Annotated in this window: 15 protein-coding genes; all 15 read left to right on the top strand. The window is 37.2% G+C overall.

The features are described from left to right. The first annotated feature begins 7 nt into the window (after positions 1–7). The 15 genes from L1275_RS13540 (at position 8) to L1275_RS13470 (ending at position 20,515) form a co-directional block, all read left to right on the top strand. On the top strand, positions 8–1,816 hold the full coding sequence (locus L1275_RS13540; RefSeq protein ID WP_253474365.1) for a cbb3-type cytochrome c oxidase subunit I: 1,809 nt from the start codon (positions 8–10) through the stop codon (positions 1,814–1,816). 292 nt (positions 1,817–2,108) lie between these two features. After that, on the top strand, positions 2,109–3,131 hold the full coding sequence (gene ruvB / locus L1275_RS13535; RefSeq protein WP_253474362.1) for a Holliday junction branch migration DNA helicase RuvB: 1,023 nt from the start codon (positions 2,109–2,111) through the stop codon (positions 3,129–3,131). A 309-nt stretch (positions 3,132–3,440) separates the two neighbouring features. After that, entirely contained in the window at positions 3,441–5,723 is a 2,283-nt protein-coding gene (locus tag L1275_RS13530; RefSeq protein ID WP_253474359.1) for an NADP-dependent malic enzyme, read from the top strand. A 210-nt stretch (positions 5,724–5,933) separates the two neighbouring features. Next, positions 5,934–6,515, top strand: coding sequence for a Holliday junction branch migration protein RuvA (ruvA, locus tag L1275_RS13525; protein WP_253474356.1), 582 nt, complete (start codon positions 5,934–5,936; stop codon positions 6,513–6,515). Between the two features lie 42 nt (positions 6,516–6,557). Then, complete coding sequence (sprA, locus tag L1275_RS13520; RefSeq protein WP_371923488.1) at positions 6,558–13,844, top strand: cell surface protein SprA; 7,287 nt, start codon at positions 6,558–6,560, stop codon at positions 13,842–13,844. Between the two features lie 62 nt (positions 13,845–13,906). Beyond that, on the top strand, positions 13,907–14,287 hold the full coding sequence (gene gcvH, locus L1275_RS13515; RefSeq protein WP_253474353.1) for a glycine cleavage system protein GcvH: 381 nt from the start codon (positions 13,907–13,909) through the stop codon (positions 14,285–14,287). Continuing rightward, positions 14,277–14,654 carry a VanZ family protein gene (locus L1275_RS13510; RefSeq protein WP_253474350.1) on the top strand — a complete coding sequence of 126 codons (378 nt, stop codon included), beginning with the start codon at positions 14,277–14,279 and terminating at the stop codon, positions 14,652–14,654. Before gcvH ends, L1275_RS13510 begins: the two co-directional genes overlap by 11 nt. A gap of 40 nt (positions 14,655–14,694) precedes the next feature. Next, positions 14,695–15,438, top strand: coding sequence for a deoxyribose-phosphate aldolase (gene deoC / locus L1275_RS13505; protein ID WP_253474347.1), 744 nt, complete (start codon positions 14,695–14,697; stop codon positions 15,436–15,438). Between the two features lie 105 nt (positions 15,439–15,543). Beyond that, the gene (gene cyoE / locus L1275_RS13500) at positions 15,544–16,440 is read left to right on the top strand and encodes a heme o synthase (RefSeq protein ID WP_253474492.1); all 897 of its coding nucleotides are present in this window, start codon (positions 15,544–15,546) and stop codon (positions 16,438–16,440) included. Positions 16,441–16,442: 2 nt separating this feature from the next. Beyond that, positions 16,443–17,024, top strand: coding sequence for a cytochrome c oxidase subunit 3 (locus L1275_RS13495; protein WP_253474344.1), 582 nt, complete (start codon positions 16,443–16,445; stop codon positions 17,022–17,024). A 43-nt stretch (positions 17,025–17,067) separates the two neighbouring features. Continuing rightward, positions 17,068–18,048 (top strand): cytochrome c oxidase subunit 3, encoded by a 981-nt coding sequence (locus L1275_RS13490; RefSeq protein WP_253474341.1) that lies wholly within the window; start codon positions 17,068–17,070, stop codon positions 18,046–18,048. Positions 18,049–18,068: 20 nt separating this feature from the next. Continuing rightward, on the top strand, positions 18,069–18,434 hold the full coding sequence (locus L1275_RS13485) for a cytochrome C oxidase subunit IV family protein (RefSeq protein WP_253474338.1): 366 nt from the start codon (positions 18,069–18,071) through the stop codon (positions 18,432–18,434). A 255-nt stretch (positions 18,435–18,689) separates the two neighbouring features. Then, positions 18,690–19,352: a hypothetical protein gene (locus tag L1275_RS13480; protein ID WP_253474336.1), complete on the top strand. Its 663-nt coding sequence runs from the start codon at positions 18,690–18,692 to the stop codon at positions 19,350–19,352. Positions 19,353–19,364: 12 nt separating this feature from the next. Continuing rightward, positions 19,365–19,988, top strand: coding sequence for an SCO family protein (locus tag L1275_RS13475; protein WP_253474333.1), 624 nt, complete (start codon positions 19,365–19,367; stop codon positions 19,986–19,988). After that, the gene (locus L1275_RS13470; protein ID WP_253474328.1) at positions 19,988–20,515 is read left to right on the top strand and encodes a DUF420 domain-containing protein; all 528 of its coding nucleotides are present in this window, start codon (positions 19,988–19,990) and stop codon (positions 20,513–20,515) included. The genes L1275_RS13475 and L1275_RS13470 overlap by 1 nt, the downstream gene beginning before the upstream one ends.

Below are 20,515 nucleotides of genomic sequence, written 5' to 3'. Positions count from 1 at the left end.
TTATACTATGTCAGCAGTAGGACACGAAATAACAAATGGTCACGAACACGACCACGATCACGATCACCACGATAAAGGTAATTTCTTTACCAAATATGTGTTTAGTTTAGATCACAAAATGATTGCTAAACAGTATTTGATTACTGGAATTATTATGGGAATTGTCGGTGTGGCAATGTCTCTTTTATTTAGAATGCAAATCGCTTGGCCTGATGAATCTTTCAAAATTTTCAACTGGTTGTTAGGTGATAAATTTGCTCCGGATGGAGTAATGAAAAATGATGTTTACTTAGCATTGGTTACAATGCACGGTAGTATCATGGTATTCTTTGTTTTAACCGCAGGTTTGAGTGGAACCTTTAGTAATCTTTTAATTCCATTGCAAATTGGAGCTAGAGATATGGCGTCAGGTTTCTTAAACATGGTTTCTTATTGGTTGTTCTTTATCTCTTCTTTAATAATGATTCTTTCATTATTCGTGGAGTCAGGACCAGCTTCTGCAGGTTGGACAATTTATCCTCCTTTAAGTGCCTTGCCTCAAGCTATTCCAGGTTCTGGTACAGGTATGACCATGTGGTTGATTTCTATGGCTATTTTTATTGCCTCGTCGTTAATGGGTTCTTTGAACTATGTAGCGACTGTAATCAACTTAAGAACTAAAGGGATGTCTATGACTAGATTACCGCTTTCAGTTTGGGCATTATTTGTTACAGCTATCATCGGTATCGTTTCTTTCCCGGTTCTTTTATCAGCAGCTTTATTGTTGATTTTTGATAGAAGTTTTGGTACGTCTTTCTTCTTGTCTGATATTTATTTAGCAGGAGAAGTATTGCATTACCAAGGTGGATCCCCAGTTCTTTTTGAACACTTATTCTGGTTCTTAGGTCACCCTGAAGTTTATATCGTAATTTTACCAGCGATGGGAATTACTTCTGAAGTTATCTCTACTAATGCGCGTAAACCAATTTTTGGATACCGTGCGATGATCGCTTCGATTTTAGCTATTGCTTTTCTTTCTACGATCGTTTGGGGTCACCATATGTTCGTATCGGGAATGAATCCTTTCTTAGGTTCTGTATTTACTTTTACAACCCTTTTAATTGCGATTCCTTCTGCTGTAAAAGCATTTAACTATATCACGACGCTTTGGAAAGGTAACTTACAAATGAATCCAGGTATGTTATTCTGTATTGGTTTCGTTTCTACTTTCATTACTGGAGGTTTAACGGGAATCATCTTAGGAGATAGTACTTTGGATATCAACGTTCACGATACGTATTTCGTTATTGCTCACTTTCACTTAGTGATGGGTATATCGGCGCTTTATGGAATGTTTGCTGGTATTTACCACTGGTTCCCTAAAATGTTTGGTAGAATGATGAGCAAGAACTTAGGTTATATTCACTTCTGGGTAACAGCAGTTTGTGCGTACGGAGTTTTCTTCCCAATGCACTTTATCGGAATGGCAGGTCTTCCAAGACGTTACTATTCTAATACAGCTTTCCCTTTATTTGATGATTTAGCTGATGTGAATGTTATTATTACTGTTTTCGCTCTTGTTGGTGCAGCTTTCCAATTGGTGTTTTTATGGAACTTCTTCGTTAGTATTTTCTACGGTAAGAAAGCGTCACAAAACCCATGGAAATCAAATACTTTGGAATGGACTACTCCAGTAGAACATATCCATGGAAACTGGCCAGGTGAATTACCTACAGTACACAGATGGCCTTATGATTATTCTAAACCAGGTTTCGAAGAAGATTTTGCTCCGCAAAACTTACCGATGAGAGAAGGTGAAGAAGAATTACAACACTAAAACATATCTTACTTATATAACGACAAAAGCTGCTTAATTTTTTAAGTGGCTTTTGTCATTTTCGTGATTCGTTGTCAGCGATTGTTATTCTCTTAGCGTATCAGAATCTAAAAAGCTTATATGCCCATTCGCACATACGCGAATTCGCTTAATCATGTAAAAATGGAACAGGCTTTCAACTTATCTGCTTCTATGCCTATATTTCCATTCGTACATGCACGTATTCGCCTATCGGCCTATCAGCGTATCCGCGAATCAGCTTTTTAAAAAAAAATCAATTATCTTTGCTATTATGAATGAAAACTTAAATCCTACCAATCAGAATTTTTCTTCTGACGACTTAGATGTTGAAAAGAGATTACGTCCGCTTTCCTTCGAAGATTTCGCTGGACAAGATCAAGTTTTAGATAACTTAAAGGTTTTTGTTCAAGCGGCCAATTTGCGAAATGAAGCCTTGGATCATACTTTATTTCACGGACCTCCGGGTCTAGGTAAAACGACTTTAGCTAATATTTTGGCTAACGAGTTACAGGTGGGTATTAAGATTACTTCTGGTCCGGTATTGGATAAACCTGGTGATTTGGCTGGATTATTGACGAATCTGGAAGAACGCGATGTCTTGTTTATTGATGAGATCCATCGTTTGAGTCCTATTGTGGAAGAATATTTGTATTCAGCTATGGAGGATTTTAAGATTGATATCATGATCGAGTCGGGTCCCAATGCTCGAACGGTACAGATTCACTTAAATCCATTTACTTTGGTAGGTGCGACTACTCGTTCAGGACTCTTGACTGCGCCTATGCGTGCGCGTTTTGGAATTCAAAGTCGGTTACAGTATTACAATACCGAATTGTTGACCAGTATAGTCGAGCGTAGTTCTGGAATTCTTAAAATGCCTATTTCAATGGAAGCCGCCATTGAGATTGCGGGTCGTAGTCGTGGTACACCGCGTATCGCAAATGCATTGTTGCGTAGGGTGCGTGATTTTGCACAGATTAAGGGTAATGGAACTATTGATATAGAGATCGCCAGATATGCCTTAAATGCGTTGAATGTGGATGCTCATGGTTTGGATGAAATGGACAACAAAATCCTAAGAGTGATTATTGAAAAATTTAAGGGAGGTCCGGTTGGATTGTCTACTTTAGCGACAGCTGTTTCTGAAAATGCGGAGACTATTGAAGAAGTTTACGAGCCATTTCTTATTCAACAAGGATTTATTATGCGTACACCAAGAGGTCGGGAAGTAACCGATTTGGCATTTAAACATCTGGGATTGATTCGTCCAATGACACAAGGAGGTTTGTTTTAACCCAAGTAGATATTTACCGTTTATTAGAGAAGCGATAAGACGAACAGGAAGTTTGTTTTATCGCTTTTTTGATTTTACTTCTCGGTGTTTAAGTGGGGCTTTTTCTGTGATTTTTTTCGTGTTTAGCTGGTTTTTAGTTAATTTTTACAATTATTATTTTTCTGGAGATATAGATTTATAATTGTGTCTTAATTATGTTTAATAAAAATATAAAGTCTGTTTTTGGCGCCTTTAATACTAATTTCAAGCACCTCATTGTTTAGTTTTATCAATCAATAACGTTATATTTGTTTCACTAAACTTAAAAAAATGCATAAAGACAGTAAACGTAGAGAGGCTTTATTGTATCACGCAAAACCGACACCGGGGAAGATTCAAGTGGTACCGACGAAAAAATATGCTTCTCAAAGAGATTTGGCATTAGCTTATTCTCCAGGGGTTGCAGAACCTTGCTTAGAGATTGCAAAAGATGTAAGAAATGTTTATAAATATACTGCTAAAGGAAATTTAGTAGCTGTAATTTCAAACGGTACTGCTGTTTTGGGATTAGGAGATATTGGGCCTGAAGCTTCAAAACCTGTGATGGAGGGGAAAGGTTTATTATTTAAAATTTTTGCTGATATCGATGTTTTTGATATCGAGATAGACACTCATGATGTTGAGAAATTTATAGAAACGGTAAAAAATATATCACCGACATTTGGTGGTATCAATCTCGAAGATATTAAGGCTCCAGAATCTTTTGAGATCGAGAGAAGGTTAAAAGAGGAGTTGAATATTCCTGTTATGCACGATGATCAACACGGAACTGCAATCATCTCATGTGCTGCCCTTCTCAATGCTGTTGAATTGGCAGGAAAGAAAATGGGTGATGTTAAGATGGTGGTTTCCGGTGCGGGATCTGCTGCTATTGCCTGCGCTAAATTATATATTGCTTTTGGAGTTAATCCAGACAACATTATTATGTTGAATAGTAAAGGTGTGTTGAAGAAAGATGATCCAAAGATTTCCGAAATGCAACGTGATTTTGCAACAGATAAAAACATCAGTACACTAGCAGAAGCTATGGTTGGTAGTGATGTGTTTATCGGCTTGTCTAGTGGTGGAATTCTATCGGCTGAGATGTTATTGACTATGGCTGATAACCCAGTTGTTTTTGCTATGGCGAATCCAGACCCGGAGATTTCGTATCAATTGGCTATGGATACTCGTAAAGATATCATCATGGCAACAGGTAGATCTGACCATCCTAACCAAGTGAATAATGTTTTAGGGTTTCCTTTTATCTTCCGTGGAGCTTTAGATGTGCGAGCTACTAAAATCAATGAAGAGATGAAGAAGGCTGCTGTTGTAGCCTTAGCTGAATTGGCAAGAGAATCGGTTCCTGAACAAGTTAATATCGCTTACGGAGAAGTTAAATTAATCTTTGGTAGAGAGTATATTATTCCAAAACCTTTTGACCCGCGTTTGATTACAGTTGTGCCACCAGCAGTTGCTAAGGCAGCTATGGAAAGTGGTGTTGCCACCGAGCCGATTACAGATTGGGATAAGTATAAAAACGAACTTTATGAACGTATGGGTTCTGACAACAAAATTGTTAGAATGCTAACTACTAGAGCAAAAACGGATCCTAAACGTTTGGTTTTTGCTGAAGCAGATCATTTAGATGTTTTAAAAGCAGCACAGATTGTACAAGAGGAAGGCATTGGTGTTCCAATCTTGTTGGGAAATAAAGAAATCATTCTGGAATTGATGAAGGAAATTGGTTTTGACGCAGATGTTGAAATCATCGATCCTAAAACAGAAGAAGAATCCGAACGTAGAAATCGTTTTGCAACTTCGTACTGGGAATCCAGAAAAAGAAAAGGAACCACGTTTTACGACGCGGAAAAGTGGATGCGCGAACGCAATTATTTTGCCGCTATGATGGTCAATGAGGGCGATGCGGATGCATTGGTAACGGGTTATTCAAGAAGTTATCCTTCGGTAATAAAACCGATTTTGGAGTTGATTCCTAAAGCAGCTGGTGTTTCTAAGGTTGCTACAACCAACGTGATGATGACCAAGCGTGGACCGATGTTTTTGGCAGATACAGCCATCAACCCAAATCCTTCAGCAGAAGATTTGGCTAAAATCGCATTAATGACAGAACGTACTGTACGGATGTTTGGATTGGATCCTGTGGTAGCGATGTTGTCTTTTGCAAACTTCGGATCTGCGGATCATGAGTCGCCAGCCAAAATGCGTCAAGCAGTTGCTTTTTTACATGAAAATTATCCCGATATGGTTGTAGATGGTGAAATTCAAATCGATTTTGCATTGAATCCGGACATGTTGAAAGATAAATTTCCATTCTCAAAATTGGTTAATAAAAAAGTCAATACTTTGATTTTTCCAAATTTAGATGCCGCAAACATGATGTATAAAATGTTGAAGGAATTGGACAAAGTAACTTCTATAGGGCCTATTGTTTTAGGACTGGATAAAGCAGTACACGTTTTTCAATTAGGAGCTAGTGTTGAAGAGATGGTCAATATGTCTGCAGTAGCAGTTGTTGATGCTCAAGTAAAAGAAATGAGAAAAAAGAAATAATAAACGATTTCTTAAGGTGATAACAAAAAGGGCTAATTTCTGAATTAGCCCTTTTGTCTTTTTTATTGGATTCTATCAAAGAAGGATCTTCTTAGAAACATCGAAAATCATGAAATTAAGAACATTTGTACGTGAAAAAAGTGATGAAATAAATCTGTTAGAAAATAGTTAAAATATATTTGCTATTTTTGGGTAAAATTTGATTTAAAGATGATTGCACATATTCAGGGAAGGTTGGTAGAGAAAACGCCTACAGACGTCGTAATCGATTGTGGAGGGGTAGGATATTTTATTCATATTTCACTGCATACGTATTCGCAAATTACGAGTGCGGAAAACATTCGCTTATACACGTTTTTACAGGTGAAGGAGGATTCTCATACCCTTTTTGGATTTGTGGAGAAGATCGAACGAGAGCTTTTTAAACTGTTGATCTCTGTGTCTGGAATAGGTGGGAGTACAGCTAGGGGGATGTTGTCTTCGATAACGCCGCGTGAGTTGTTGCAAGCTATTGCGTCCAATGATGTCAAAACCATACAATCCGCAAAAGGCGTTGGGGCTAAGACAGCGCAACGGGTTATTTTGGATTTACAAGAAAAAGTAATTAAATTATATAATATTGACGAGGTTTCTCTTGTTGTTAACAATACAAATGTAGAAGAAGCGTTATCTGCTTTAGAAGTTTTGGGTTTTGCAAGAAAAGCGGCCGAAAGAGTTGTCGATAAAATCGCCAAACAAACCCCAGATGCTACGGTTGAAATGATTATTAAACAAGCTTTAAAAAACCTATAGAACTTGAAAGTGAATTTTCAAAAAAGATTTGTTTGGCCTCCATTGCTGTGGTGTACTGTGTTGTTTTTTGCAACCCAGTTTATCCAGGCACAAGAACCGGTTAATGATACCCTCAATGTCAAAAAATTTGACGTTGGAAGTATTGATTTACCCGATCCCAAAAGTATCGTCGAATCCTATACCTATGATCCCGCAAGTGATCGATATATTTATACGCGTTCTATTGATGGATTTACGATTGATTATCCACTGATTTTAACGCGTCAACAATACGAAGAATTAGTTCTTAGAGAGCAAATGCGTTTGTATTTTATGCAAAAATTCAATACGGTAGATGGGCGTAGCGATCCGGATGTGCAACGCGATATGTTGCCGCGTTACTACGTGAATTCAAGTCTTTTCGAAGGTATATTCGGTTCAAATACCATAGATGTAAAACCTCAGGGGTCTGTAGAGATTGATTTGGGAGGGCGTTTCACCAAACAGGATAATCCTTCGCTTTCACCGCGTAATCGAAAGGTATTTACCTTTGACTTTAATCAACGTATATCGATGAGTCTTCAAGGTAAGGTCGGTACGCGTATGAACGTGAATGCCAATTACGATACCCAATCGACTTTTGATTTTCAGAATTTAATCAAGTTGGATTATAGTCCTGATGAGGATGATATTGTACAAAAGATAGAGGTTGGTAACGTAAGTATGCCTATAAGTAGTTCGTTGATTCGCGGTGCTCAGAGTCTATTTGGGGTAAAAACCCAATTGCAATTCGGACGTACCACTTTGACTGGAGTGTTTTCCGAACAGAAATCTCAAACCAGATCTGTGGTAGCTGAAGGTGGAGGAACCATGGAAGAATTTGAACTTTTCGGTTTGGATTATGATGCAGATCGACACTTTTTTCTTTCTCAGTATTTTAGAAATAAATACGACGAGAGTTTAAAAAACTATCCCTACATCAATAGCCGGGCACGGATCACTAGGGTAGAAGTTTGGATAACAAACCGTTCGAATAGAGTGAATTCAGGAGATAATAATATGCGTAATATTATTGCTATACAGGATTTAGGTGAAGGGCGATTAACGCGTATAAATGATTTTGAAATTATCGGAGTAAACACTCAAACTTATCCGGATTTCATTGTTAACCCACAGCCAGACGCACCGTCTGATAACAGAAATAATAAATTTGATCCAGGTAAAATTGGTAGTAATTTTTTAAACAGCAGCATCCGTACTATTACATCGGGTACCGCGGGTTTTAATATACCGGTTACTGAAGGTAGAGATTATTCAAAATTGGAAAGCGCTCGAAAATTAACGGCTAACGAATTCACCTTTCACCCGCAATTGGGTTATATCTCGTTACAGCAGCGATTATCCAACGATGAAGTATTGGCGGTGTCCTATCAATACACCATCGGTGATCAGGTTTATCAAGTCGGTGAATTTGGTACAGATGGTGGAGATCCGACATCGATTACTCCAAATTTGGATCCAACACAGTCGCCAATCCCGAGTTCACAGAGTTTAATTCTAAAAATGTTAAAGAGTAATTTGACATCTGTTGAACAACCGTTGTGGAACTTAATGATGAAAAATATTTATCAGATTCCAGGAGCTATGCAATTGGAACAACAGGATTTTAGATTTAATATTTTATATACCGATCCGTCTCCATTAAATTATATCTCGTCCGCAGGTACTGATCCATTACCTCCAGACGTTGATAAGACACCTTTATTGCGTGTATTTAATCTGGATCGACTCAATTATACCAATGACCCACAAGAAGGTGGTGATGGTTTCTTTGACTTTGTAGCGAATGCGGTAGGTCAGAATCCAATGAATCCTTCTGGAACTACTGGGGGTGTCGGTGGTATGGGGAATACTGGTGGAAACATGGGCAACCAAAACTCCAATCAAAACAACTTTAATAAATTTGAAGGAATTACAATAGACGCTCAAAATGGTCGCATCATTTTTACCACTGTAGAGCCGTTTGGAAAACATTTGTTTAATAAATTGTCACAAGGCAATCAAGAAGATTATAATTTACCAGCTTCGTATAACTCCAATCAAAAGAAGTATGTGTTTAGAAAATTGTATCGCGGTACTCAAGCTTCTGCCTTACAAGAAGGAGATAAAAATAAATTTCAATTAAAGGGACGTTATAAGAGTTCGATGGGAGATGGAATTCCTATTGGAGCGTATAATGTACCTCAAGGTTCTGTAGTAGTTCAAGCAGGTGGACGTTTGTTAATCGAAGGTCTTGATTATACAGTGGATTATGCACGAGGCCGTGTAAAAATCTTAGACCCAAGTTTGCAGGCTTCCAATACTCCTATAGATATTTCTGTAGAAAATAATGCGGTTTTTGGACAACAGACCAAACGTTTTTTTGGAGTGAATGTGGAACACAAATTCAATGAGAATTTCTTGATTGGAGCAACTTATTTAAGATTGTCTGAAAAACCGATGACTCAAAAATCAAGTTATGGTGAGGAATCTGTAAATAATACGATTATGGGAATGAATATGAACTTTTCTACTGAAGTTCCATTTTTTACCCGATTAGTAAATAAATTGCCTAACGTGGATACGGATGCGGAATCCAATATTTCATTTAGAGGGGAGTTTGCATATTTAATGCCGGGAAGTTCCAAAGCAGATCAATTCGGTGGTGAAGCCACTTCTTATATTGATGATTTCGAGGGTTCTCAATCTAATATTGATATTCGCTCACCTCAAGCTTGGCATTTGGCGAGTACTCCAGTGGGTTATGGCGATGAATATAACGATTTATCTTACGGTTATCGCCGTGGGAAATTAGCGTGGTATAGTGTTGATCCCGTTTTTTACGCCAGTTCAAGAAGACCTAATGGTATTACCGAGCAAGATGTTTCGTCTAACCGTACCAGACGTGTATTTAGTGAGGAGTTATTTCCTTCTAAAGATGTGGCATACGGGGAGAGTAGGGTTATTACGACTTTGGATTTAACCTATTATCCCAACGAAAGAGGGCCTTATAATTATAATCCCGAATTCGCCAGTTCTAATCGATTTATGAATCCAGATAAAAACTGGGGTGGAATCATGAGGGCGCTTAATTCAACCAATTTTGAGCAGGCCAACGTCGAGTTTATTGAATTTTGGATGATGGATCCTTATACTGGTAATCCTGGAGATGTTAGTAGTGAGATGAATCAGGGAAAGGTTAAATTCAATTTGGGTTTTATTTCGGAAGACATCTTAAAGGACGGGCACAAACAATATGAAAACGGCTTGCCAACGGCAGGTGGAAACCAGCCGACGATTAAAACGATCTGGGGGAAAGTACCTGCATCGACTTCATTGATATATGCCTTTGATACCAACGAACAAAATAGAATTGCACAAGATGTTGGTTTGGATGGTTTATCTGATGCAGAGGAGGCGGCGATGTTTCCTTCTTTTGCTAAATTAGAAGATCCGGCAGCGGACAATTATCAGTATTTTTTAAATGCTGAAGGAAATGTTTTGGAACGTTATAAAAATTATAATGGACTCGATGGAAATTCACCTGTAGGGCTTTCTGGAAGTAATCGCGGATCGAGTACTTTACCCGATACGGAAGATATCGACGGAGATAATACGATGAACACCATTAATGCTTATTACGAATTCTCCGTAGATGTCAAAGCGGGTTTAAAAATAGGTGAAAACAATGTGGTAGATATTCGTACATCATCAGCGAAATTGCCTGATGGATCTACAACTCCGGTTCGTTGGATTCTTTATAAAATTCCAATTGATGCTAATGAAGAGAATGCGGTTGGACCGATTTCTGACTTAAGATCAATTCGTTTTATGAGAATGTTTGTCACCGGTTTTAAAGAGGAAGTAACCTTGCGTTTTGGAACTTTGGATTTGGTACGTAGTGAATGGAGACGTTTTGATGGTACTTTGGTTGAAGATGTAAATGCGCCGGTAAAAGGATCCAATGTTGGATTTGATGTGACCTCGGTTAATATTGAAAATAACTTTGAGAGAAACCCGATTCCTTACGTTACTCCTCCAGGAGTAGTAAGAGAACAGGTTTATAATAATAATTCTTTGATCAATCAAAACGAGCAATCCTTATCTTTAAAAGTATATCAAAGAGATCCGGCAATTATGACGCCTAGCGGATTAGAGCCAGGAGATTCTAAAGCGGTATTTAAAAATGTGAGTGTCGATATGCGTCAGTATAAAAAGCTGCGTATGTTTTTGCATGCTGAAGCATTAGAGCCACAAGGCGTTTCTGATCGATTAAAAGATGATGAAATGGTGGCCTTCATTCGATTTGGAAATGACTTTACGGAGAACTTTTATCAAGTAGAGATTCCTTTAAAGCTGACAACTTTTGGAGAATCAGCGCCAGATCAAATATGGAGGATTGAAAACGAAATCGAAGTGGCTTTGGATTTATTGACCAAGTTGAAGGTTATGAAGATGAATGATGCTTCTATTGATCCCAACTTTATATTTTATAAATACGAAGACGAATTAGATCCATCCTTATCAGGGAAATCTAATAAATTGAGATTGGGTATCAAGGGAAGCCCGAATTTTGGACGAGTTCGAACCATTATGTTGGGATTGAAAAATCAGACAGATGTGTTGGGAACTCCAAAAGATTTACGAGGAGAGGTGTGGTTTAACGAACTTCGAATGTCTGATATGGACAATAAAGGAGGTTGGGCAGCTGTGGCTAATGTCGATGCGCAATTTGCGGATTTCGCTAATCTATCTGCAACGGGTAGTAGATCAACTATTGGATTTGGGGGACTGGAGCAAGGTCCGAATGAGCGTAGTCGAGAAGATCATTTGCAGTATAATGTAGTAACCAATGTTAATTTAGGGCATCTATTACCTAAGAAATGGGGTGTTAATTTGCCTTTTAATTATGCTATAGGCGAGGAAACCATAACGCCGGAATACGATCCGTTGAATCCGGATATTAAACTGAAGTATATGAAGGATGGTGCTAATTCGGAAGCGGAGAGAAAAGCCATTCAAAATAGAGCGGAAGACTATACCAAACGAAGAAGTATCAACTTTATAGGTGTTAATAAACAACGTAATCCAGATAAAAAAGCGCGTTTGTACGATGTGGAGAATTTAACTTTGTCACATTCATATAACGAAACGGAGCGTCATGATTTTGAAATTGAAGCGCTTTTGGATCAGCAAACCAGAACGTCGGTGGATTATGCTTACAGTTTTTCTCCAAAACCTATCGAGCCTTTTAAAAAGAGTGCGATGATGAAAAAGAGTAATTACTGGAAGTTATTAAGCGACTTCAATTTGAATTATTTACCGTCGAATGTGTCTTTTAGTACCAATGTCTTGCGTCAGTATAACAAACAACAATATCGTTTGATTGATGTCGAAGGAATAGGACTAGAACCGTTGTATCGCCGTAATTATTTCTTTAATTATAATTATGGTTTTAATTATAATTTGACCAAGTCTTTGAGATTGACCTATACGGCTGGAACCAGCAATATTGTTAGAAATTATTATGATCTTAATAATAGAATCAATAATGATAATACCATCTGGGATAATTATTTTGACGTAGGAGAAGCGAATCAACATATGCAACAATTGACAGTCAATTATGAATTGCCAATTAATAAAATACCGTTGCTATCGTTTATTAAATCGACTTATTCTTATACCGGAGATTTTAACTGGCAAAGAGCCTCGGATGCCTTCTCGTCAATAGAGGATAACGGTAATGTATATCACTTGGGTAACACCATTCAGAATGCTAATTCACACCGACTGAATACCACTTTCGCTTTTGATCGTTTGTATCGCTACGTGGGATTGGTTAAGAGTTCGGAACGAAATAAAAAGAAACCTGCTGCAAAAACAGCCGCTTTGGTTCCGGGACAAAAAGTAGTTCGTAATGCAGTTGCAAAACCGGAAGAAGAGGAGAAGAATGGCCGTGTTGTGACAGATTTACTGATTGGTTTGGTGACAAGTGTGCGAAATGTACAAGTTAATTACAGTGAAAACAACGGAACGCTATTACCTGGTTTTATGCCTGGATTGGGATTCTTCGGTACGTCTAAGCCGTCAATGGGATTTGTTTTTGGTAGTCAAAGTGATGTACGTTATGAAGCGGCTAGAAATGGTTGGTTAACCGATTATCCGGAGTTTAACCAAAGCTTTACACAAGTAAATAATAAAACCTTAAACATCACTGCGCAAATAGAATTGATTCCTGACTTGATGATTGATTTGTCTGCGGATAGAACGATAACCAAGAATTTCTCGGAACAGTACGATGTGGATAACGGTTTTTATAATTCGCGTTCTCCGAATGATTTTGGAAACTTTACGATTTCGACGGTCATGATCAAAACTTCGTTTAGCAAAAGTGATATCAATAGTTCTGTGCCATTCGATAAATTTAGAGATAACCGATTAGTCATAGCAAATCGTCTAGCGGGTTCTCGCGGTATCGATGTGTCAAATCCGGCAAATAGAGATGATGATGGATTTCCGATTGGATATGGTAAGAACAACCAAGAAGTATTGCTGCCTGCATTTTTAGCGGCATATACCGGTTCTAATGCATCCGATGTGTCGACAGGGGTTTTCCGAAATATACCGTTGCCCAATTGGAATATGAAGTATACCGGTTTGATGAAAATAGGATGGTTTAAAAATAATTTCAGGAGATTTTCAATACATCACGGTTATCAAGCGGGCTATACAATTGGCTCATACAGTTCAAACTTTGAGTATTATTCAAAACCAAATGAAATTAATGACTACGGTAATTATCCGGTCAAAACGATTGTCAATAATGCAACTCTAGTGGAGCGTTTTAATCCGTTGGTACGCGTTGATTTTGAGTTGAAAAATGCCTTTAAAATCTTGGCAGAAATTAGACAAGATCGCGCTTTATCATTGAGTTTTGACAATAATTTATTGACAGAGGTTCGCGGTAACGATTACGTAATTGGTTTGGGATACCGCATCAAGGATGTGTCGTTTAACTCGGATTTTGCCAACAATGGACAGGGAGGTCAAATAACGAGTGATATAAATGTGAAAGTTGATTTTACTTGGCGTAAGAATGAAACTATTATAAGGTATTTGGATTATAATAATAATCAATTGGGGGCAGGACAGGATATTTGGTCTTGTAGACTGGCAGCGGATTATGCTTTGAGTCAAAATTTGACAGCCATATTCTTCTACGATCATACCTTTTCGAAAGCGGTTATTTCGACGACGTTCCCGATGACCAATATTAGATCAGGATTTACCATGCGTTATAATTTTTAAATTCAAGCCTAAAAATTTTAAAGTTATTTTAATTATCATACATTTGCTAAAAACTAAATATAATGAACATACCAGCTAATTTAAAGTACACTAAAGACCACGAGTGGATATCGATTGAAGGTGATATCGCAACAGTAGGAATCACTGATTTCGCTCAAAGAGAGTTAGGAGACATCGTTTATGTAGAAGTAGAAACTTTGGATCAAACATTAGATAGAGATGAAGTATTCGGAACTGTAGAAGCCGTTAAAACGGTTTCAGATTTATTCTTACCGCTTTCTGGAGAAATTATTGAATTTAATGATACCTTAGAAAGTGATCCAGAATTAGTGAATTCGGATGCTTACGGAGCAGGTTGGATGATAAAAGTAAAAATTTCAGATCCATCACAAGTGGACGATTTGCTGTCAGATGCGGCATATAAAGAATTAATTGGGGCGTAATATATATTTTCTGATCGCAATAGTCTGGACTATTCTAGTCGGAATTGCTTGTTTAATTGATGCAAGTTCTATTCCTACAGTTTCTGAATTGAATATTCCTAACAAAGATAAGATCGTCCATTTTGCCTTTTATTTTGTTTTTTCTATACTGTGGAGTAAGTATTTATTGTTTGACAAAAAGAGAAAAACCAGTAAGATTTATCTAATGGTTTTTGTGAGTGCCAGTTTATTTGGAATCACGATTGAGTTGTTACAATATTATTGCACGGTATCAAGAGGAGCGGAATGGGCAGATGTGGCAGCAAACTGCTCCGGTAGTTTTTTGGGGCTATTATGTGTATCTGTATTTACGACCAAAAAGAAATAATCAAAGCCCCGCGAAAGTGGGGCTTTTCATTTTATATACTATGGATTTGAGAAACTATATGGATTCGACCTACTTAAAAACGGCGGTTCAAGCCGGGGTAAGTGAAGAGGAAAATTCGAAGATTGTTCAGCAAGTTATCAAGGAGGCCGTAGAGGAGTCTTTTAAATTGGTCATGTTAAGGCCGCAATATGTGGCTCAGGCTAGGGCTTATATCGATTTGTCTGAATCAAAGGTCTTGGTGGGTACTGTAATTGATTTTCCAGGAGGAAAGGGTTCTTTGAATGAAAAGCTAGAAGAGGCGCAGCGGGCTATAGATGCAGGTGCGGATGAATTGGATTTTGTGGTGAACTATCGTTTGTTTCAGCAGGGAATGATCGAAGAGGTACGCGATCAAATCTGTAAGTGTACCCAATTGACATTAGGTGCGGGAAAGACGGTGAAATGGATTATTGAAGTAGCTGCTTTAAGCAATATGGAGATTGTTCAATTAACGACTTTAATCAAGAAAGTCGCGCTCTCTAAATTTGAAGAAAAGCAATATGATAAAATATTTGTTAAGTCCTCAACGGGTTTTTTTCAGACAGAGGATGGTAGACCAAACGGCGCTACCGTGGAAGCTTTAGTGCTGATGTTGGAGAACGCAAATCCCTTGCCGGTAAAAGCAGCTGGAGGTATCCGCAACCGTCAAGATGCTGAATTGATGATTGGTTTGGGTGTGAAAAGACTGGGGACTTCATCGGCTAAAGCAATTGTCGATAATTTGGATTCCGATAATACATATTAATTCAAATGTTAAATAAAGATTAACAGTAACTACCACAGTTTTTAGAAGTTATTTTAAAAATTGGAGTATATTTGCAATCCCATTTTACTTGAAATGAAAACTGCTTTGAACATACCACAGGATACCAAGACTTCGATATTTAAGGAATTTAAAGAAATGACCAAGGCCGGTTTGGCTATTAGTGTTGTTTTTTCAACTATTGCCGGTTATTTTCTAGCCGTATTGGATTGGCGTGAAGTCGATTTGTGGACTCTAGTAATGCTAGCTGTGGGTGGTTATTGTATGGTTGGAGCATCCAATGTCTATAATCAAATTATAGAAAAGGAATTGGACGCTAAAATGAAACGTACTCAAAATAGACCTATACCAGCAGGTCGTGTTAAACCTTCGTCTGCCTTTATATTGGCGGTGATTTTGACTTTGTTAGGAGTCGCTATTTTGTATGTGGTAAGTCCTAAAACAGCTATGTTTGGAGCGATTTCTATTTTTCTATATACCAGTATTTATACGCCATTAAAAACCATTACTCCCTTATCCGTTTTTGTAGGTGCTTTTCCAGGTGCTATTCCTTTTATGTTGGGATGGGTTGCGGCAACTAATAATTTTGGAATCGAAGCCGGAACGTTGTTTTTGATACAGTTTTTTTGGCAGTTCCCGCATTTTTGGGCAATCGGTTGGTTTTTATACGATGATTATAAAAGAGGTGGTTTTTCGATGTTACCTTCGGGAAAACGAGATAAGAAAACCGCCCTTCAGATTATATTATATACGGTTTGGTTAATTGTTATTTCCGTTTTTCCTGCAACGGGGCTTACAGGTAGGTTGTTTTTATCTCCTATTTCAGCCGTATTGGTGTTTTTAGCAGGGCTTTGGATGTTATATGCAGCGATACAGTTATATAGAACTCGAACTGAAAAAGCAGCGCGTTCGCTGATGTTGGTTAGTGTGTCCTATATTTCGCTAATTCAGATTATATATATATTAGATAAATTTTTGCGATAATTATGGATGTAAGTATTGAGGAACAAGAAGAGAAAAGAGGGAAGGCCTTAAAGGTGATGCTTCTTTTTGCTATGGGAAGCATTATAATGGTCTTTGCCGGACTTACTAGTGCTTACGTAATCAGTAAGTCGAGACCGGACTGGATCGTCGATTTCAAACTGCCAACGGCTTTTTTGTATAGCACCATTGCTATAATCTTAAGTAGTGTCACATTTACAATGGCTCACAGAGCTATAAAAGTAGATGATCGTAAGAAGACGACAATTTACTTGATTTCTACTTTGGTATTAGGTTTATTATTCGTTTTTTTGCAGTTCAAAGGATTTGGACAAGTTATAGAATCCGGTTATTTCTTTACTGGGAGTGAAAGTACCATTACAACCTCATTTTTATATGTTGTAGTGATTGCACACGTGGTCCACCTGTTTGGTGGATTGATATCACTTTTAATAGTAATTTATAATCATTTTAAACAAAAGTATAATTCAGGTCAAACTCTTGGTATAGAGTTATGTGGGATGTTTTGGCATTTTCTTGATTTGATTTGGATTTATTTGTTTTTGTTTTTTACTTTCTATAAATAGAAAAAAGACTTAAATTTGGGAACTTTTTAACTAACAACTTGATATGGGAGCGACAGTTACTACAGCAGCTACTAAGGAAAAAATTTGGGGCGGCGGAAATGAGCCTCTAGGTGTGAGCTATGGAAAAATGATGATGTGGTATTTCATATTGTCTGATTCATTAACATTTGCAGGATTCCTTGCTGCGTACGGTTTTTCGAGATTTAAATTTATGGACTCTTGGCCTATTGCCGATGAGGTGTTTAATCACTTTCCATTTTTACACGGAGTAAATGCACCAATGTACTATGTGGCATTGATGACCTTTATTTTGATTTTCTCTTCAGTTACTATGGTTTTAGCCGTAGATGCAGGACATCAATTAAAGAAAAGTAAAGTAGCCTTTTACATGTTCTTGACGATTATCGGAGGATTTATCTTCTTGGGATCTCAAGCATGGGAATGGAAAAACTTTATTCAGGGATCTTACGGAGCGGTGGAAACTCGCGGAGGATCAATTTTACAATTCGTTGGAGAAGACGGTAAGCAAATCGCTTTGGCTGATTTTGCAGTTCATTCTGCAGATAAACAACGTGTTCAAAAGGAAAGAAATACAGGGGCTTGGTTTATTAGCGGTTCTACTGTTCCTTCTTATTCTTTAGAAGAAGTTAAAGCTGGTTTTGAAGCGAATCCAAATGTGCGCATTAGAACGCAGTTTGTAGATGAAACCAAGCATAAGATAATATTGTCTAGAGAAGCTTCGGCAGATCACTTAAAAGATGCTGTAATGGTTGTGGAGGGTGCAAACCTTAAACATAACGAATATGGACATAAAGTTTTTGCAGATTTCTTTTTCTTTATAACTGGATTTCACGGATTTCACGTTTTCACTGGAGTACTGATCAATATAGTGATTTTCTTCAATGTATTATTGGGAACTTATGAAAGAAGAAGATCTTATGAAATGGTTGAAAAAGGAGGTTTGTACTGGCACTTTGTCGATTTAGTGTGGGTATTCGTATTTACTTTCTTCTACTTAGTTTAATTTTTTAAAATTTAAGAAAAATGGCAGCATCAACAGGTACAGCGCATCAATCAAATACAAAGAGAATTTGGACCGTATTCGTAATTCTTTCTTTGATAACTATAGTGGAAGTTGTTTTCGGTATTTTTAAACCAGACTTTTTACACTACACGCATGTTTTACATTTAAGTTTATTAAACTGGATTTTCATCTTGTTGACCCTTTGGAAGGCATACTACATCATGTGGGCATTTATGCACTTAGAAGGGGAGAAAGCAGCGTTAAGATGGTCCGTAGTGGGTATTTTAGCCTTCTTAATTGCTTATATGGTAACTTTACTCTTAATTGAAGGATCTTATATTTATGATGTATTCAATCATAACTCCATTTACAAGTGGATATTTTAATAACATATTAAGTATTTAAAGGCGATTTATTAATCGCCTTTTTTTATTTTTGTACGGTTTACTTAGAAGACCGGAATATACCAGCGGATGATTTGCTTTTTGATTCATTTGCCTTCGAACATGTATTGAAGACTTGTACTACATTAGATTTTATCAACAGATGAAATCAGTACTACAAAGTGTTTAACTTTCGAAATATAATATCGGAGTTCGTCTTGTAATAGCACCTAACCTTACATAAAATATATTCTAGAAATGAAAAAATATATTGTACTTACCGTTTTGTTTATCATGCCTATTTGTGCGTATCTGTTTTTTGCTACAGGAGTTAATCAGTTTGCAAAATTACCGACGTTGACGGAGGGAGTAGATGAACTGCCAGAAGGTAAAACTTGGTCTGGTCAGCCAATCGTCTTAAAGGATAAAATCACTGTCATCGGATTTCCGGGTAGTGATATGTTTAGAGATCGGGGTAATGCTTTTAATTTAGATCAAAAGATCTATAAGAGATATCGCGATTTTAACGACTTTCAAGTGGTGTTTGTTGCACCTATCGGAAGTGAGGAAGAGGTTAAAAGAGTTCGTACTGAGTTGGAGCCGATTTCGGACCTAGAAAAATGGGATTATGTTTTTCTCGAGCCAGAACAAATCCAGGTTTTTTATGATTCATTTAAACTTCAGGGAAAACTAGATGCTAATCTTGGAACTCCAAATGTCTTTATTCTGGACAAAGAAAAAAATCTTAGAGGGCGAAAAGGTAAAAATAAAAAAGGATTAGAAGAATATAAAGAAGGTTATAACACCATATCAGCTGCCGAATTGCACAACGAAATGATGGACGATATGAAGGTTATTCTTGCAGAATACAGATTGGCTCTTAAAAAGTATAATAAAATTGTTAGTGAACCTAATAAGTAATATAACTCAATCATGAAAAATAAATCATATATAGGTATTTCGTTTATCATTTTGATTTTTGGAATTTGGGCAGTACCTAAGATTATTGCTAAATTTGAAAAATCAGACTTGGTGGTGATCGGTCCAGCGCCAGAGTTTAAGTTGACCAATCAAAATGACAAAATCATTACAAATGAAGATTATAAAGGTAAGGTTTATGTCTTGGAATTCTTTTTTGCACAGTGTCCGACGATCTGTCCAATAATGAATCAAAACATGCTTACCATCCAAAAGGAGTTTTATGGAAATCTGAAGTTTGGTGTCGCGTCTATAACCATAGATCCTAAAAATGATACACCGGCTGCACTGAAAGCTCATGCTGAAGAGCTGGGCGTTAAATTGCCATTTTGGTATATGTTAACAGGTGATGCAGATTATATTTTTAGTTTGTCTAAAAAATTCAACCTTTATGCTGCGGCAAATTCAAATGTACCTGGTGGATTTGAACACTCAGGTTTGTTTGCATTAATAGATAAGGATGGTAATATTCGTTGTAGAAAAGATGAGTTTGGAAATCCTATACTCTATTACGACGGAACCGATGACCAAGGTGTTAAGATGATTAAGGAAGATATTAAATTGTTATTAGAAGAGTAATGGATAAATCAGTTGAAAAAAGATACAATACTTGGATTATTATATTATCGGTTATCATACCGATTGTAGTAGTTATTTTGTTTGGTGTTAAGATTCCAAACGTGGAGCCACTTTCGTTTTTGCCTCCGATTTATGCGAGTATCAATGGACTTACGGCGGTGCTTTTGATTGCGGCAGTCATCGCTATTAAAAAGGGTAATAGAAAACTTCATGAAAACATTATGAAGGTTTGTATTTTGTGTTCTGTTTTGTTTTTAGGTATGTATGTAGCGTATCACATGACTTCTAATTCTACTTCTTATGGAGGAGAAGGTGTTTTGAAAACCATTTACTTTATTATCCTAATCAGTCATATCGTTTTATCTGTAGTTATTATTCCAATTGTATTGGTGACTTATGTAAGAGCGCTATTAGGGAAGTACGATTTGCATAAGAAAATTGCGAGATATGCCTTTCCTTTATGGTTGTATGTTGCTGTAACTGGAGTTGTCGTGTATTTAATGATTTCACCCTATTATGTTTATTAA

This window comes from Flavobacterium sp. HSC-61S13, assembly GCF_024171535.1.
Taxonomy (GTDB): Bacteria; Bacteroidota; Bacteroidia; order Flavobacteriales; family Flavobacteriaceae; genus Flavobacterium.
This window is presented reverse-complemented; position numbering and strand designations above follow the sequence as displayed.